The 17,262-nt window shown below is 73.6% G+C and carries 11 protein-coding genes and 1 pseudogene; 6 read left to right on the top strand and 6 right to left on the bottom strand.

Annotated elements, in window-relative coordinates; translation table 11 throughout:
• The 6 genes and pseudogenes from infB to JHAT_RS31995 form a co-directional block, all read left to right on the top strand.
• On the top strand, window positions 1–2,022 hold a 2,022-nt coding region (gene infB, locus JHAT_RS31970), incomplete at its 5' end, for a translation initiation factor IF-2 (protein WP_077801784.1).
• Window positions 2,023–2,221: 199 nt separating this feature from the next.
• On the top strand, window positions 2,222–2,515 hold the full coding sequence (locus JHAT_RS31975) for a DUF503 domain-containing protein (protein ID WP_077801785.1): 294 nt from the start codon (window positions 2,222–2,224) through the stop codon (window positions 2,513–2,515).
• Window positions 2,516–2,562: 47 nt separating this feature from the next.
• Window positions 2,563–3,018, top strand: a complete 456-nt coding sequence (gene rbfA, locus JHAT_RS31980; RefSeq protein WP_077801786.1) for a 30S ribosome-binding factor RbfA — start codon at window positions 2,563–2,565, stop codon at window positions 3,016–3,018.
• Entirely contained in the window at window positions 3,015–3,920 is a 906-nt protein-coding gene (gene truB, locus JHAT_RS31985) for a tRNA pseudouridine(55) synthase TruB (RefSeq protein ID WP_077801787.1), read from the top strand. The genes rbfA and truB overlap by 4 nt, the downstream gene beginning before the upstream one ends.
• A gap of 260 nt (window positions 3,921–4,180) precedes the next feature.
• Window positions 4,181–7,908: pseudogene (locus tag JHAT_RS31990) on the top strand (trypsin-like peptidase domain-containing protein).
• Between the two features lie 131 nt (window positions 7,909–8,039).
• Window positions 8,040–8,996 carry a bifunctional riboflavin kinase/FAD synthetase gene (locus JHAT_RS31995; protein ID WP_077801788.1) on the top strand — a complete coding sequence of 319 codons (957 nt, stop codon included), beginning with the start codon at window positions 8,040–8,042 and terminating at the stop codon, window positions 8,994–8,996.
• Window positions 8,997–9,161: 165 nt separating this feature from the next.
• On the opposite strand, the gene JHAT_RS32000 is transcribed toward JHAT_RS31995, so the two are convergent.
• The 6 genes from JHAT_RS32000 to JHAT_RS32025 all read right to left on the bottom strand — a co-directional run.
• Window positions 9,162–10,172, bottom strand: a complete 1,011-nt coding sequence (locus JHAT_RS32000) for an ABC transporter ATP-binding protein (protein WP_077801789.1) — start codon at window positions 10,170–10,172, stop codon at window positions 9,162–9,164.
• Window positions 10,169–11,167 carry an ABC transporter ATP-binding protein gene (locus JHAT_RS32005; RefSeq protein ID WP_077801790.1) on the bottom strand — a complete coding sequence of 333 codons (999 nt, stop codon included), beginning with the start codon at window positions 11,165–11,167 and terminating at the stop codon, window positions 10,169–10,171. Before JHAT_RS32005 ends, JHAT_RS32000 begins: the two co-directional genes overlap by 4 nt.
• A complete protein-coding gene (locus JHAT_RS32010) occupies window positions 11,164–12,078 on the bottom strand; it encodes an ABC transporter permease (RefSeq protein WP_077801791.1) in 915 nt (304 codons plus the stop codon). Before JHAT_RS32010 ends, JHAT_RS32005 begins: the two co-directional genes overlap by 4 nt.
• Window positions 12,075–13,154, bottom strand: a complete 1,080-nt coding sequence (locus JHAT_RS32015; RefSeq protein WP_107482090.1) for an ABC transporter permease — start codon at window positions 13,152–13,154, stop codon at window positions 12,075–12,077. The genes JHAT_RS32010 and JHAT_RS32015 overlap by 4 nt, the downstream gene beginning before the upstream one ends.
• A 12-nt stretch (window positions 13,155–13,166) precedes the next feature.
• The gene (locus tag JHAT_RS32020; RefSeq protein ID WP_077801792.1) at window positions 13,167–15,050 is read right to left on the bottom strand and encodes an ABC transporter substrate-binding protein; all 1,884 of its coding nucleotides are present in this window, start codon (window positions 15,048–15,050) and stop codon (window positions 13,167–13,169) included.
• A 361-nt stretch (window positions 15,051–15,411) separates the two neighbouring features.
• A partial coding sequence (locus tag JHAT_RS32025) for a MinD/ParA family protein (protein ID WP_143660561.1) occupies window positions 15,412–17,262 on the bottom strand: 1,851 nt, incomplete at its 5' end.

Genomic DNA, 17,262 nt, shown 5'->3' on the forward strand with positions numbered 1-17,262 from the left:
GGCTTCGCCGGTCGTCCCGGTGGCGGCGGCTTCGGCGGCGGCGGTGGCCGTCCCGGCTTCGGCGGCCGTCCCGGCGGTCCCGGTGGCCGTGGTGGCACGCAGGGCGCCTTCGGCCGTCCCGGCGGTCCCGCGCGTCGCGGTCGCAAGTCGAAGCGGCAGAGGCGCCAGGAGTACGAGGCCATGCAGGCCCCGTCGGTCGGCGGCGTGATGCTGCCCCGCGGCAACGGCGAGACCATTCGCCTGTCGCGCGGTGCGTCGCTCACCGACTTCGCGGAGAAGATCAACGCCAACCCGGCGTCGCTCGTCGCGGTCATGATGAACCTCGGCGAGATGGTCACCGCGACCCAGTCCGTCTCCGACGAGACGCTCCAGCTCCTCGCCGGCGAGATGAACTACGACGTTCAGATCGTCAGCCCGGAGGAGGAGGACCGCGAGCTGCTCGAGTCCTTCGACCTGGAGTTCGGCGAGGACGAGGGCTCCGAGGAGGACCTGGTCGTCCGTCCGCCGGTCGTGACCGTCATGGGTCACGTCGACCACGGCAAGACCCGACTGCTCGACGCCATCCGCAAGACGAACGTCATCGCGGGCGAGGCCGGCGGCATCACCCAGCACATCGGTGCCTACCAGGTCGCGACCGAGGTCAACGACGAAGAGCGCAAGATCACCTTCATCGACACCCCGGGTCACGAGGCGTTCACCGCCATGCGTGCCCGTGGTGCCCGCTCGACCGACATCGCGATCCTGGTCGTCGCGGCCAACGACGGCGTCATGCCGCAGACGGTCGAGGCGCTCAACCACGCGAAGGCGGCCGACGTGCCGATCGTCGTCGCGGTCAACAAGATCGACGTCGAGGGTGCCGACCCGACCAAGGTGCGCGGTCAGCTGACCGAGTACGGCCTGGTGGCCGAGGAGTACGGCGGCGACACCATGTTCGTCGACATCTCCGCCAAGCAGGGTCTGCACATCGACTCGCTGCTGGAGGCCGTGATCCTCACGGCCGACGCCTCGCTCGACCTGCGGGCCAACCCGAACCAGGACGCGCAGGGCATCTCGATCGAGTCCCGTCTCGACCGCGGCCGCGGTGCCGTGGCGACGGTCCTCGTCCAGCGAGGCACGCTGCGGGTCGGCGACACGATGGTGGTGGGCGACGCCTACGGCCGCGTCCGCGCCATGCTCGACGACAACGGCAACAACGTCGCCGAGGCCGGTCCGTCGACGCCGGTCCAGGTCCTGGGCCTGACCAACGTCCCGGGCGCCGGTGACAACTTCATCGTGGTCGAGGAGGACCGTACGGCCCGCCAGATCGCGGAGAAGCGCGCCGCCCGCGAGCGGAACGCCGCGTTCGCCAAGCGCACGCGCCGCGTGTCGCTGGAGGACCTGGACAAGGTGCTCAAGGCCGGTGAGGTCCAGCAGCTGAACCTGATCATCAAGGGTGACGCTTCCGGTTCCGTCGAGGCCCTCGAGTCCTCGCTGCTCCAGCTGGACGTCGGCGAAGAGGTCGACATCCGCGTCCTGCACCGCGGCGTCGGTGCGGTCACGGAGTCCGACATCGACCTGGCGATGGGCTCCGACGCCATCGTGATCGGCTTCAACGTGCGCGCCGCCGGGCGTGCCGCGCAGATGGCCGAGCGCGAGGGCGTGGACGTCCGGTACTACTCGGTCATCTACCAGGCGATCGAGGAGATCGAGGCGGCCCTCAAGGGCATGCTCAAGCCGGAGTACGAAGAGGTCGAGCTCGGTACGGCGGAGATCCGCGAGGTCTTCCGCTCGTCCAAGCTGGGCAACATCGCGGGTGTCCTCATCCGCTCCGGCGAGGTCAAGCGCAACACCAAGGCGCGCCTCATCCGCGACGGCAAGGTCATCGCGGAGAACCTCAACATCGAGGGTCTGCGTCGCTTCAAGGACGACGTCACCGAGATCCGCGAAGGCTTCGAGGGCGGTATCAACCTCGGAAACTTCAACGACATCAAGGTCGACGACGTCATCGCGACCTACGAGATGCGCGAGAAGCCGCGGGTGTGACACCCGGCTGCTCCGGCCGGCCGACGGGACCCGTCCCGTCGGCCGGCCGGCCGCTGTCTGCGGCACCCTGCGGCGTCGCGCGGCCGGCGGGGAAACCCCGTCGAGCCACCGGCCGGATCGGGGTACCGTTCGTGATGTCCCCGCCCACACCTGTGGCGGGGCCATCGATCCCGTGCCGGCGGGTCATCCGGATACACACATGTACGTGGGGACGCTGTCCTTCGACCTCCTCCTCGGCGACGTACGGTCGCTGAAGGAGAAGCGCTCCGTCGTCCGCCCGATCATCGCCGAGCTCCAACGGAAGTACTCCGTGAGCGCGGCCGAGGTGGAGAACATGGACCTGCACCGGCGAGCCGGTATCGGTCTCGCCATGGTCTCCGCGGACGCGGGGCACCTGACCGACGTACTCGACCGGTGCGAACGGCTGGTCGCCGCCCGTCCCGAGGTGGAACTGCTGTCGGTCAGACGGCGCTTCCACGGCGAGGACGACTGACTTCCCCAGCCCAAGAACAGAGACAGGAAAGAACGGGAGACGGACCAGTGGCCGACAACGCGCGGGCGAAAAGGCTGGCGGACCTCATCCGGGAGGTGGTGGCCCAGAAGCTGCAGCGCGGGATCAAGGACCCGCGGCTCGGCTCGCACGTCACCATCACGGACACCCGGGTCACGGGTGACCTCCGGGAGGCGACCGTCTTCTACACGGTCTACGGGGACGACGAGGAGCGCAAGGCGGCCTCCGCCGGGCTGGAGAGCGCCAAGGGCATCCTGCGCTCCGAGGTCGGCAAGGCGGCCGGCGTGAAGTTCACGCCCACCCTGACCTTCGTCATGGACGCCCTCCCGGACACCGCCCGGAACATCGAGGACCTCCTCGACAAGGCGCGCCAGTCCGACGCGAAGGTGCGCGAGGTGTCCGCGGGTGCCGCGTACGCCGGTGACGCGGACCCGTACAAGAAGCCGGGCGCCGAGGACGACGAGACGGACGACACCGCCGAATGACCGCCAAGCACACCACGCCCGACGGCCTCGTCATCGTCGACAAGCCGTCGGGCTTCACTTCGCACGACGTCGTCGCCAAGATGCGGGGCATCGCCCGGACGCGGCGCGTCGGGCACGCCGGCACGCTCGACCCGATGGCCACGGGCGTCCTGGTCCTCGGCGTGGAGCGGGCCACCAAGCTCCTCGGGCACCTCGCCCTCACCGAGAAGGAGTACCTGGGCACCATCAGGCTCGGGCAGACGACGCTGACGGACGACGCCGAGGGCGAGATCACGAGGTCGCAGGACGCCTCGAAGGTCACCCGGGAGGCCGTCGACGCCGCCGTCGCCAAGTTGACCGGCGACATCATGCAGGTGCCGTCCAAGGTCAGCGCCATCAAGATCAACGGCGTGCGCTCCTACAAACGGGCGCGCGAGGGCGAGGAGTTCGAGATCCCCGCCCGTCCCGTCACCGTCTCCTCCTTCACGGTGTACGACGTCCGGGACGCCGTCGCCGAGGACGGCACCCCGGTGCTTGACCTGGTGGTCTCGGTGGTCTGCTCCTCCGGCACCTACATCCGCGCCCTGGCCCGCGACCTCGGCACCGACCTGGGGGTGGGCGGCCACCTCACCGCGCTGCGCCGCACCCGTGTCGGCCCGTACAAGCTGGACACCGCGAAGACGCTGGACCAGCTCCAGCAGGACCTCACGGTCATGCCGGTCGCCGACGCGGCGACCGCCGCCTTCCCGCGCTGGGACGTGGACGCCAAGCGGGCCCGGCTGCTCCTCAACGGGGTGCGGCTGGAGATGCCCGACGCCTACGCGGGCGCCGGTGCCGTCGCCGTCTTCGATCCCGAGGGCCGCTTCCTCGCGCTCGTGGAGGAACACCGGGGCAAGGCGAAGAGCCTGGCCGTCTTCGGCTGAGCCACGACCCGTCGGCTCCCGCCCGTGGAGCGGCGGTCACGGGGACTGCCACGTCCGCCGCTCCACGGTCCCCCCTCGGTTCCCCCACCCCTAGGGTGTATCCAGCCTTTCCCTCCTGTTCACCCGTCCGGGCAGGCGCTCGGAGTGAACCGGGGGAGCGGAAGGGGGCGCGTTCGCGAGGGGATCTGTCCCGCCGATCTTCACGTGCCTACCGTCGAGCAGAGCACGGAGGTACGGCGGCACGGCGGGGAGGTGCGGCGATGGCGTCGCGGAACCGGTCCCGGGAGGCGGACGACAGCGCACGGCGACTGTCGCGGAACGGCCTTCCGGACCCGCACGACGGCGCCCCGCCGTCCCCCGGCGACGCGGACGGCGCCCTCGTCCGCATCCACGACCTGGCCGGCCGCCTCCGGGGCACGGGATTCGCCGCCGACCACCACGGCACGGTGATCACCAGCCACGAAGCGATCGACGGCCTGACCCGGCTCGTCCTGCGCACCGCCGGGGACCGCCGCCTGGTCGTGGCCGCCGCGGACGTGACCCCGCTGCCCGGCCTCGGCCTGGCCCTCGTACGCGCCGAGGGCCTCGGCACCGACCCGCTGCCCGTCACCGTGCGGGACCGGGTCGCGGCGGGGACCTACGTCCGGATCGCCGCGGGCTGCTGGCGCGAGGCCCGGGTCCTCGGCACCACCGACGTCACCTACACGGCCACCGACCGCTTCCACCGGGTCGGCGACGCCCTGGAGCTGGCGGTCGGCACGTCCGGGCAGGACGCGCTGCGGCTCGGCGGCGGCGCGGCCGGCGGCCCCGTGCTCGACGCCGCGACCGGCGCCGTCCTCGGTGTCCTCGGCACCGCCCTGACCTCCGGGCACCGCGACGTCGGCTTCGCCGTGCCGCTGCGCGCCGCCTCCGGCCCCCTCGCCGACCTGCTCGCCGAGAACGCGGAGACGGTCCCGGCGTACGGCGCGGACCTCAATCCGGCGGGGGTCCTGGAACTCACGGCGGCGGTGCGGCGGGACGGCCCGGGGCCGGTTCCGCCGGTGGGCCCGTCGGGCCTCGCGGAGCCGGTCGGGCGGGCCGCGCCCGCCCGCGAGTTCGCCGCGTTCACCGACGGCACGGACGGGCCGGCCCACGTCCTCGGGTTCGTCGGCGCGCCCGGAACCGGCCGCACGACCGAGCTGGAGGCCCTCGCCGCCCGCCGTTCCCGGGGCCCGGGCCGCGCCCCCACGCTGTGGCTGCGCGGCGCCGACCTGCGCGACGACGACACGTTGGTGGCGGACGCGGCACGCAGGGCGCTGGCCCGCGCCGCACGCCTCGTGGCCGCCTCGGGCGGGACCCGCTCGGCCGGGCTCGGCGACATCACCCCGGAGCGCCTCGCCCGCCTCGCCGGCTCCGCCGGCCGCCCCCTGCTGATCCTCCTCGACGGTCCCGAGGAGATGCCGCCGGTCCTGGCCCACCGCCTCGCCGAGTGGACCGAGGGCACGACGGCCTGGCTGCGGGAGACGGGGGCACGGCTGATCGTGGCCTGCCGGGCGGAGTACTGGGAGCGGGCGGGGGCGGAGTTCCCACGGGAGGTGCTGCACGGCGCGGCGGCCGGGCGGCCGGCGGCCACGTGGGGGACGGGGAAGCGGCTGCGCGGGCCGGTGCCGTCCTGGGCGGCGGAGCCGGTCGCCGGGGAGCGGGGGACGGCCCCGGCGGCCACCGGAGGGGAGGCCGGTGCCGGTGCCGGGGAGTCCGGCGGTGCTTCGGTGGGGTTCGGGGCGGAGGCGGTCGCCGGGGGACCCGGGGGGCGGGGGACGGCACCGGCGGCCACCGGAGGGGGGGCCGGCGCCGGATGCGGGGCGCTGCCGCCCTGTGTGTGCCTCGGTGACCTGGAGGACGACGAGGCGCGGGAGGCACGGGCGCGCTACGGGGTCGCCGAGGGCACCCTGTCGGACGACGACGGGCGCCACCCCCTCACCCTCCGCCTGCTCTCCGAGGTCCAGGCGGCTCTCCCCGGCGCCCCGCCGGCCGCCCGCATCGACCGGGACGCGGTCTTCGCGGCCCACCTGGACCTGATGTGCCTGCGCGTCGCCACCCGGCTGGCCGCGGAGAACGGTCTGCGCGGCACCGCCGTGCGCCGGCTCGCGGCACGGGTCTGCGGGCAGGTCCACGAGGCCGCCCGGCGCAGCCTCGGCCCCGGCCGGGGAGAGCTGGACCAGGAGTCCTTCGACGCGGTGTTCCCCGGGGCCCGGCGCCGGCCCGGCTCGGCGGCGGCACCGGCTGGGCGCACGCCGTACTCGCCGAAGGCCTCCTCGTACCCGCCGGCAACGGCTACCGGTTCGCCCACGAGGAGCTCGCCGACTGGCTCCAGGGCGTCCACCTCGACCTGCACGAGGCCCTGCGCGTCCTCGTCCACGACCGCCACGCCCCGCAGGACACCCGCGCCCTCCCCGTCCCGCACCACCGCATCGGCCCCGTCGTCGAGGCGCTGCTGCACCTCGGCCGCCAGTACGGCGTCCCCCAGCTCGCCCTGACCCTGGAGGAGCTGGTGCACGCCCTGGACGCCGACCCGCACCCCTGGTGGGCCGGCCGGCTCCTCGCCGGGACGCTGACGCGCGTGCCCGACGCGACGCCGTACACGGAGGTGCTGCGCCTGCTCGCCGACGGCATCACGGAGCGACGGGGCGAGGGGCGGCCCGCCCCCGCGGAGTTCGGGCCCGCCTTCTGGACGGCCCTGCGGCTGCCGCAGGCCACGCGCCTCGACCTGCTGCGCCGTCTGCTCCTCGCCGACGGCGCCCCGCACGAGCCGGGACCCCGCCACCTCGACACCGTCGCCCACCTGCTCGCCGCCGACCCCGCGGCCGTACAGCCGCTCCTCGTCCGCTGGTTCGACGACGAACGGCCGCTGCCCGCCACCCCGCACGCCACCGTGGCGACCGCCGCCCAGGCGCTGCTGCACACCCACCGCCACCGCGGCCTGGACGGCCTCACCGACGTGCTCGCCGACAGCACGCACCGGCGGGCCGACGAACTGCTCGCCGTCCTGGCCGAGGAGGAGCCGTCCGCCGTCTGCCGGGCCGTCGACCGGTGGGCGCGCGACGAGCGGCCGGCCCGGCACACGGCGGCCGTGACCCACGGGCTGCGCGTCGCGCCCCACGCCCGCACCGCCGCCGACCGCACCCTGCTGCGCCACGCCGCCCTCGTCCTGCTCACCCGCCCCGCCGACGGCCTCCTGCACGGGGGCGCCCTCGCCCTGCTCGTCCAGGACCCGGGCAGCCGCGACCGGCACCTGGCGCGGGCGCTGGAACGCTTCGCGGCGGGCGACCCGTACCTGCCGCCGAGCGCGGTGGCCGCCGCCCTGCCGACCCACCCCGATCCGGTCCTCGACGCCTTCCGGGCCCGGCTGTGCGGCCCGGACGCCGGGGAGGCGCTGCGCAGACTCGTCGACGCCACCACGCCCCGGCTGGCCCGCCGGGTCGCCGCACTGATCGGCCAGGCCGTGGCGCAGCGGCCGGAGACCGCCGGACACGTGGCCGCGTACACCGACCGGCGCCTCGACCAGGGCCCGGCCGCCCGCGGCGTCCTCCTCCCGCTGATCACCGGACTGCTGGACGGCGGACCGGTGGCGGTGCGGGCCGCGATGGCCGGCGTCCTCGCCGGTGACGGCGCCCCCGCCTCCGGTTCCCTCCGCCGGGAGCTGCGGGACCACCTCCTGGCCCACGAGGACGATCCCGCCGTGCTGGACGCGCTGCTGCGCGCCGCCGCCTCCCAGGGCGGTGACGGCCGTCGGACCCTCGTCCACCGCACCGCCCTGCTCCTGGTCCGCACCCCGGACGGCACCACCCGTCTCGACCGCGCCCTGGTCGATCTGGCCCGCCGCCTCCCGGGGTTCGCCGGCCGGGTGACCGGCTGGCTGGCGGACGCCCCCGACGAGTGGGCGGCACTGGTCGGCCCGAGCGCACGCCGCACGATCGAGAGCCTGGCGGGCACCCGCGTCCCCGCCTGACCGCGGCCGGGTGCGGCGTGCGGCCGGTCACAGCACCCATGCCGATGCGGGCGGGCGACGCCCGGCATGGCACTCTTGGACCTGCATCACAGGCTTCGACTCCGACGAGTGTGCGACAAGGAGCAGACACAGTGCAGCGCTGGCGTGGCTTGGAGGACATCCCCGAGGACTGGGGGCGCAGCGTCGTCACCATCGGCTCCTACGACGGAGTCCACCGCGGACACCAGCTGATCATCCGGCGTGCCGTGGACCGTGCCCGCGAGCTGGGCGTCCCCGCCGTCGTCGTCACCTTCGACCCGCACCCCAGCGAGGTCGTCCGGCCCGGCAGCCACCCGCCGCTGCTCGCCCCGCACCACCGCCGCGCGGAACTCTGCGCCGAGCTGGGCGTGGACGCGGTGCTGGTCCTCCCGTTCACGACGGAGTTCTCGAAGCTGTCCGCGGCCGACTTCGTGGTCAAGGTCCTGGTCGACAAGCTGCACGCCCGGGCGGTCGTCGAGGGCCCGAACTTCCGCTTCGGCCACAAGGCCACCGGGAACGTGGACTTCCTCGCCGAGCAGGGCCGGATCTACGACTTCGAGGTCGAGGTCGTCGACCTGTACGTGTCCGGCGAGGCGGGCGGCGGCGAGCCGTTCTCCTCCACCCTGACTCGCCGTCTGGTCGCCGAGGGCGACGTCCGGGGCGCCGCCGAGATCCTGGGCCGCCCGCACCGTGTGGAGGGCGTGGTCGTCCGCGGCGCCCAGCGCGGCCGGGAGCTGGGCTTCCCCACGGCCAACGTCGAGACCCTGCCGCACACCGCGATCCCCGCCGACGGCGTCTACGCCGGGTGGCTGCACGCCCAGGGCGAGGCGATGCCGGCCGCGATCTCCGTCGGCACCAACCCGCAGTTCGAGGGCACCGAGCGCACGGTGGAGGCGTACGCCATCGACCGCGTCGGCCTCGACCTGTACGGGTTGCACGTCGCCGTGGACTTCCTGGCCTTCGTCCGGGGCCAGGCGAAGTTCGAGACGCTGGACGCGCTCCTGGAGCGGATGGCCGAGGACGTCAAGGAGTGCCGCGAGATCATCGCGGCGGCCGACCAGCGGGCCTGAGCCCGCGCCCGACGTCGGCCGGCACCACCGGCGCCACGCGGGGCTGACGTCTGCGCCGCCCGGCACCGCGCCGGGCCCCGGCGGTCGACGGCACTCCCGGCACCGTGCCGGACCCCGGCGGCCGGTCGCGCCCTGAGCGGCCGACGGCACCCCGGTGGGCCGTGCTCAGGCCGTCCCGTTCTCCGCCCCCGCCCGCGTCCGGGCCCGGGCCCAGTGGCAGGCCACCTGCGCCTCGCCGCCGCCGTCGAGGACCTCCAGGTCCCGGGTCCGGCACGCGTCCGCGACGCCCGCGCGGGCCGCCTCGCCGCTCGCCAGGACCTGGCAGCGCGCGTGGAAGCGGCAGCCGCCCGGGACGCGCGACGGGTCCGGGGGCTCGCCGGTGAGGACGACCGGGGCCCCGGGCGCCTCGGGCAGGACGGACAGCAGGGCCTGGGTGTACGGGTGCCGCGGCGCCGTCAGCACCTGCTCGACCGCGCCCGTCTCCACGATCCGGCCGAGGTACATCACCGCGACCCGGTCGGCGATGTTCCAGGCCAGACCGAGGTCGTGGGTCACCACCAGCGCGGACAGCCCGAGCTCGGTGCGCAGCCGCAGCAGCAGCGCCAGGATCTCGCCGCGCACCGAGGCGTCGAGGGAGGCCACCGGCTCGTCGGCGACGAGCAGTTCGGGCTCCAGGACCAGCGCACCCGCGATGACGACCCGCTGGCGCTGGCCGCCCGACAGCTCGTGCGGGTAGCGCAGGAAGAACCGCTCCGGCGGCCGCAGCCCGGCCCGGGCCAGCGCACCGGCGACCGCCGCCCGCTCGTCACCGCCGTACCCGTGGATGCGCAGCCCCTCGGCGACGGCGTCGTAGACCGTGTGCCGCGGGTTGAGGGAGCCGCTCGGGTCCTGGAGGACCAGCTGGGCGCGCTTGCGGTACGCCTTCAGCGCGCGCGAGGAGTGGTCGAGCGGGGCCCCGTCGAAGGTGACGCGGCCCGAGGACGGCCGGACCAGGCCGAGCAGGGAGCGGGCCAGGGTCGTCTTGCCGCAGCCGGACTCGCCGACCAGCGCCACGATCTCGCCCGGCCGGATGTCGAGGTCGACCCCGTCCACGGCCCGGGCGGGCGGTGCTCCGTGCCGGCCGGGGAAGGTGACGTGCAGGCCCTCGACGCTCAGCAGCGGTGGCGTGGTCGTCATGCGGTACTGCTCCTCACTTCTGCCTCCTGCGCGGCCGCGGACGTCCCCGCGGCCACGTGCACGCACGCCGCCCACCGGTCCGCGCCCGCCGCGCGCAACGCCTGGTCGTCGGTGGCGCAGACGTCCAGCGCGACGGGGCAGCGCGGGTGGAAGGCGCAGCCGGACGGCACCGCCGCGGGATCGGGCGGGTCGCCGGGCAGCCCGCGCGGCGCGAACCGCGACCGCGCATCGCCGATCCTCGGGAACGCCTCCGACAGGGCCCCGGCGTAGGGGTGGCGGGCGTCGTCGTGGACCAGCCGCGCCGGGCCCTCCTCGACCACCCGGCCCGCGTACATCACCGCGAGCCGGTCGCAGGTGTCGGCGAGGACGGCCAGGTCGTGACTGATCATCACCAGGCCCACGTCCTGCTCGCTCACCAGTTCCTCGATCAGCCGCAGGATCTGCGCCTGGACCATCACGTCGAGCGCGGTGGTGGGTTCGTCGGCGACGATCAGACGGGGATCGCAGGCCAGCGCCATCGCGATCATCACGCGCTGCCGCTGCCCGCCGGACAGCTCGTGCGGGTAGGCGGACGCCCGCGCCGCCGGCAGGCCCACCTGCTCCAGCAGCTCACCGGCCCTCTTCCGGGCCTGTGCCGGGGTCGCCCTGCGGTGCAGCAGGATCGGTTCGGCGATCTGGTCGCCGACGCGGTGCACGGCGTTGAGGGAGTGCATCGCGCCCTGGAAGACGATCGACGCCCCGGCCCAGCGCACCGCCCGCACCCGGCCCCACTTCATCGTCAGCACGTCCTCCCCGTCGAGGAGGATCTCGCCGCCGACCCGCGCCCCGGCGGGCAGCAGCCGCAGCAGCGCCAGCGCCAGCGTGGACTTGCCGCAGCCGGACTCGCCCGCGATGCCGAGCTTCTCGCCCGCGGCGAGGCTCAGGTCGACCCCGCGCACGGCGGCCGCGCCGCCCGGGTAGGTCACTTCCAGGTTCCGCACGTCGAGCAGACTCAACGGGACACCCCCAGCCTGGGGTTGAGGACGGACTCGACCGCACGCCCGCACAGCGTGAACGCCAGCGCGACGACCGCGATCGCGATGCCCGGCGGCACCAGGTACCACCAGTCGCCGGAGCTGACCGCCCCCGCCTCACGCGCGTCCTGCAGCAGCCCGCCCCACGACACGACCGAGGGGTCCCCGAGCCCCAGGAACGCCAGGGTGGCCTCGGCGAGGATCGCGGAGGAGATGATCAGCGTGGTCTGGGCGAGGACCAGCGGCATCACGTTCGGCAGCACGTGCCGGGACATGATGTGCCCGTGCCCGCCGCCGAGCGCCTTCGCGCGTTCGATGTACGGCCGTGACTCCACCGCCAGCGTCTGGGCGCGCACCAGCCGCGCGGTCGTCGGCCAGGTGGTGACGCCGATCGCCAGGACGATCGTGCCCAGCGAACGGGACATCACGGTCGCCAGCACGATGGCGAGCACCAGCGTCGGCATCACCAGGAACCAGTCCGTGACGCGCATGGCCACCGTGGCGTACCAGCCGCGGAAGTGCCCGGCGGTGATGCCGATCAGCGCCCCGATGGCCACCGACAGCACCGCCGCCAGCAACCCGACCAGCAGCGAGACGCGCGACCCCCAGATCAGCAGCCCCAGCAGGCTGCGCCCGAACTGGTCGGTGCCCAGCGGGAACCGGCCGCTGGGGCCCTCCAACGGCTGTCCGGGAGCGTCGGTCACGCTCTGCACGTCCGAGCCGACGGTCAGCGGCGCGGTCAGCGCGAGCAGCCCGAACAGCACCAGCGCGGCGAGTCCGAACAGGCCCGCGCGGTGCCGCCGGTACTCCTTCCAGAAGCGTGCGGCGGAGGCCCGGCGGCGCTGCCACGCCAGCATGCGCGGACCGAGCGGCGGAGCGGTCTCGGCGGTCATCGGCCCACCCTCGGGTCGAGCAGCGGATACAGGAGGTCGGCCAGGGTGTTCATCAGGATCACCGCCGAGGCGAAGACGAAGAACAGCCCCTGCACCAACGGCAGGTCGGGCACGCTCAGCGCCTGGTAGAACAGCCCGCCGAGGCCCGGCCAGGAGAAGACCGTCTCGACGAGGATGACACCGGCGACGGTCCGCCCGAGGTTGACGAAGATCAGGGTCACGGTCGGCAGCAGCGCGTTCGGCACCGCGTGCCGGCGCCGCACGAGGTCGTCCCGCAGGCCCTTGGCGCGCGCCGTGGTCAGGTAGTCGCCGCCCATCTCGTCCAGCAGCGCCGACCGGGTCACCAGCAGCGTCTGCCCGTACTCCACCGCGACCAGCGTCACCACCGGCAGGACGAGGTGGTGGGCGACGTCCACGACGTACGCGAAGCCCTGCTCGCCGCCGGACTCCATGCCCCCGGTCGGGAACATGCCGGGGATCGGGCCCACGCCGACCGACAGCACGATGATGAGCAGCAGCCCCAGCCAGAAGGACGGGATGGAGTACAGCGTCAGCGCCAGCCCCGTGTTGAGGCGGTCGCCGAGCCTGCCGTGCCGCCACGCGGAACGGGTGCCGAGGAAGATGCCCAGGGCCGTGTAGAGCACGAAGGCCGTGCCGGTGAGCAGCAGCGTGTTCGGCAGCGCCTCGGTGATCTTGTCGACGACGGGTCCGTGGAACTGGTACGAGGTCCCCAGGTCACCGGTCAGCGCCTTGCCGCAGTACTGCGTGAACTGCTGCCACATCGGCAGGTCGAGGCCGAACTCCCGCCGGTAGGAGGCGATCTGCTCCGCCGAGACCGGGCGGCCGCCGGTCATGAACTTCACCGGGTCGCCCGGGATCAGCCGGAAGAGGAAGAAGCTGGTGACGAGGACGGCGAACAGCGAGACGACCGCACCGGCCAGCTTCCCGGCCACGTACCGCAGGTACGCGGCCCTGGCGCCGGCCCGTGACGCGCGCCCCGCCCCGGCCGGCCCGGACTTCACCGGACCGGCCGGGGCCGCTGCCCCGAGCGGGGAGGATGTCGCTTCCGCGGTCATGGGCGGGCCCGCCTACTCACGTTCTTCCGCCGTGGACCGGCGGCGCACCGCGACCAGCACGCCGAGTCCGACGAGGACGACGACGCCCGCGGCGACCCCGATCACCACGCCGGTCGACGAGGAACCGTCCGAGGAGCCACCGGAGTCCGCGGGGACGGCGGACCACCAGCTCCAGTAGCCGTCCTGGCCGTAGATGTTGCCCGCGTCCGACGGCATCGTGGTGATCGACGCGATCTGGTCCGTGCGGTAGGCCTCGACGGCGTTCGGATAGGCCATGACGTTCATGTAGCCCAGGTCGTAGAGCCGGGACTGCATCTGCTTGACGATCTCCGCCCGCTTGGCCGGGTCGTACTCGGCGAGCTGCTTGGCGTAGAGGTCGTCGTACGTCTTGTCGCAGATGAAGTTGTCCGTGGCGCCGGTGTCCTTGGGCGTCTGCGGACGGGCGGCACAGGTGTGGATGGAGAGCACGAAGTCGGGGTCCGGGTTGACGGACCAGCCGTCGAAGGCGAGGTCGTACTCGCCCGCGAGCCAGGGGTCGGTCACGTTGTCGAGGCAGTTGAGGGTGGTCCCGATGCCGAGCTCGCCCCACCACTCCTGGAGGTACTTGCCGACCGCCTTGTCGTTGGGGTCGGTGGCGTGGCACAGGACGCGGTAGTTCAGCGGCTTGCCGTCCTTGCCGACGCGCTTGCCGTCGGCGTTCTTCCTGTAGCCGGCCTCGTCGAGCAGCCTGCCCGCGGCGGCCGGGTCGTAGGCGAGTTCCTGGTCTGCCGACGGCTTCCAGAAGTACGAGGAGAAGCGCGGCGGTATGTACCCCTCGCCCCGGACCGCGTGGCCCTGGAAGACCTTGTCGACGATCGTCTTGCGGTCCACCGCCATGAACAGCGCGTTCCGCACCCGCTGGTCGAGCAGCGACGGGTCGCCGTCACCGAACTTCGTACCGTCCTTGGACTGCGCGCCCGGGTTGGTGGCGAGGGCGTAGAAGCGGCGGCCGGGCGCGTCGTTGACGTGGATGTTCTTGTCGCCCTCGAGCGAGGCCGCCTGGGCGGGGGTCAGCGACGGGGACCCGGCGACGAAGGACACCTCGCCCTTGCGCAGGGCGGCGACCGCGGCGTCCTGGTCCTTGTAGTACCGGAAGACCAGCTCGTCGAACTTCGGCGCGCCCCGCCAGTAGTCCTTGTTGGCCTTCAGCCGCACGTAGCTGTCCGGCTTGTAGTCGGTGAGGACGAACGGTCCGTCGCCCACGACGGGGAAGTCCTTGTCGTTGTTGAACTCGGAGAAGTCGTCGACCTTCTCCCACACGTGCTTGGGCACGATCGGCACGTCGAGCGCGGTCATCGTGGCCTGCGGCGTCTTCAGTTTGATCACCAGCTGGGTGGGGCTGGGCGCGGTGACCTTCTCGAAGTTGGTGACGAAGCTGCCGTTGGCGGTGGCGGCGCCGTCGTCGGTCATCATCTTGTTGAACGTCCACGCCGCGTCCTCGGCGGTGACCTGCTGCCCGTCCGACCACGTGGAGTCGGAGCGGATCGTGTACGTCCAGGTCAGTTTGTCGGGCGAGGACTTCCACGCGGTGGCCAGACCCGGTATGACGTGGTTGTCCTTGGGGTCGTAGGCGGTCAGGTACTCGTACGTCAGCCGGTGGATGCTCGTGCTGACCAGCCGGACCGCGAGGAACGGGCTGAGCGAGTCGACGCTCTGCGCGACCGCGACGGTGAGGACCTTGCCGCCCTGTTCGCCCTCCCCGGCCCGCGCCGGGCCGCTCTGCGGTCCGGCCGAGGCGGACGGGGCGACGGCACCGGACGCGAGGACGAGGGCGGTGGCGCCCGCGGCGGCCAGCAGCCGCGCCCTCCTCGGGCGGGGGCCGGTGCGTCCTCTGCCGTGCTGATCTTGTGTGTTCATGGTTCGGAGACCTCGCGTCATCACTCGCGCGGGACGCCCGCCCGGTGTGCCACACGGGGCGGGCTTGAACAGGTGCGAACGGATGTGAACGGTGTTTGAGCAGCCTTGCGTGGAGCTTGATCGGTTGGCGCCGACGGAATGAAGAGTGTGTCTATCAGCGGCAGTCTGCGCGCGTCAACGGTGTGACAAACCCCATGTGGCCTGCGGAAACGGCGAGTTCACCGCTGATTGGGCCACATTGGTGGAGACCACTGACGCCTTGCTGGTGAGAGGGTGGCGGCGCGTTTCCGCCGGTTCTGACCGCGAACGCGCGAAGGCCCGCGCCGTCGGGTGACGGCGCGGGCCTGGGGGGACCGTCGGGCTACTGCTGCGGTGGGGGCGGGGGCGGGGTCTGGCCCTGCGGGGGCTGCGGCTGCTGGGGCTGCTGCGGGTACGGCTGTCCGGGCTGCTGGGGGTAGGGCTGCCCCGGCTGCTGGGCGGGCTGCCCGTACGGCTGGGGCGGCCCCGGGTACGGCTGACCCGGGTACGGCTGGCCCGGCTGGTCCGGATACGGCTGGCCCGGGTACGGCTGCTGGCCGGGCACGCCCTGGCCCGGGACGGGCTGACCGGGCATCGGCTGGCCGGGGAACTCGTGGCCCGGCATGGGCGGCGCGGCGACCGGCGGCGGGTTGCCGTCGGACGTCCACAGGCCGTGGGACTGCTGGTGGCGGACGAAGTCCTCGGCGACCATGGCCGCGAGGTTGAAGTACGCCTCCCGTACCTTCGGCCGCATCATGTCGAGGTCGACCTCGGCGCCGGCCGCCAGGTGCTCGTCGAACGGCACCACCACGACGCCCCGGCACCGCGTCTGGAAGTGGCCGACGATGTCCTCCACCTTGATCATCTTTCCGGTCTCGCGCACCCCCGAGATCACGGTGATGGACCGGGACACGAGGTCGGCGTACCCGTGCGCGGACAGCCAGTCCAGCGTCGTGCTGGCGCTGCTCGCACCGTCCACGGACGGCGTCGAGATGATGATCAACTGGTCGGCGAGGTCGAGCACCCCGCGCATCGCGCTGTACAGCAGACCGGTGCCCGAGTCGGTCAGGATGACCGGGTACTGCCGGCCCAGGACGTCGATCGCGCGCCGGTAGTCCTCGTCGTTGAAGGTCGTGGACACGGCCGGGTCGACGTCGTTGGCGATGATCTCGAGTCCGGACGGCGCCTGGGACGTGAACCGCCGGATGTCCATGTACGAGTTGAGGTACGGGATCGCCTGGACGAGGTCGCGGATGGTGGCCCCGGTCTCGCGGCGCACCCGGCGGCCGAGCGTACCGGCGTCCGGGTTCGCGTCGATCGCGAGGATCTTGTCCTGCCGCTCGGTGGCGAGCGTCGAACCCAGCGCGGTGGTCGTGGTCGTCTTGCCGACACCGCCCTTGAGGCTGATGACGGCGATGCGGTAGCAGGACAGCACCGGCGTGCGGATCAGCTCGAGCTTGCGCTGCCGCTCGGCCTCCTCCTTCTTCCCGCCCAGCTTGAACCGCGAACCGCCGGTCGCCGGGCGGCTGCTCTTCGCCTTCTGCTTCTTGTTGTTGAGCAGCCGGTCCGACGACAGCTCCACGGCCGCCGTGTAACCGAGCGGCGCCGCACCCGGGTTGGTGGGCTGCCGCTGGTCGTGCTGTATGGGCTGCGGCCAGGCGGTACCGAGCCGGGGGTCGGCCGGCTGCTGGGGGTCGCCCGGCTGCTGGGGGTAGGGCTGGGCCTGGGCCTGGTGGGGCGGCTGCTGGTGCTGCGGCATCTGACCGGGGTGCGCCTGCGGGTGCGCCTGCGGCTGGACCTGGTGCGGCACACCGGGGGCCGGCTGCCCCTGAGGAGCGGGCGGTTGGGGGAAGCCGTAACCGCTCTGCGGGGCGGGAGCGCCGGGCTGCGGAGCGACGGCGCCGGGCTGGGCCTGGGGCTGGGGGAAGCCGTAACCGGCGGCGGGAGCTCCGCCCGGCTGCGGTCCCGGAACCTGGGGCGCGGCCGGGGGAGTGGCCGGAGGCGCGGCCGGGGGAGTGGCCCCCTGCGGCGGGAAGCCGTAACCGGGCTGGGCGGGAGCCTGAGCCGGCGTCACCGGTGAGCCGGCCTGCGCGGCCCACGCGGCGGGCGCCGGCTGAGGAGCCTGCGGCTGGAAGGGCGGCTGGTGCCCCGGAACGCCCGGCTGCCCCGGCACACCGGGTGCCGGCTGCGGCTC

This window comes from Streptomyces sp. JHA26, from assembly GCF_002005565.1.
Lineage (GTDB): Bacteria > Actinomycetota > Actinomycetes > Streptomycetales > Streptomycetaceae > Streptomyces.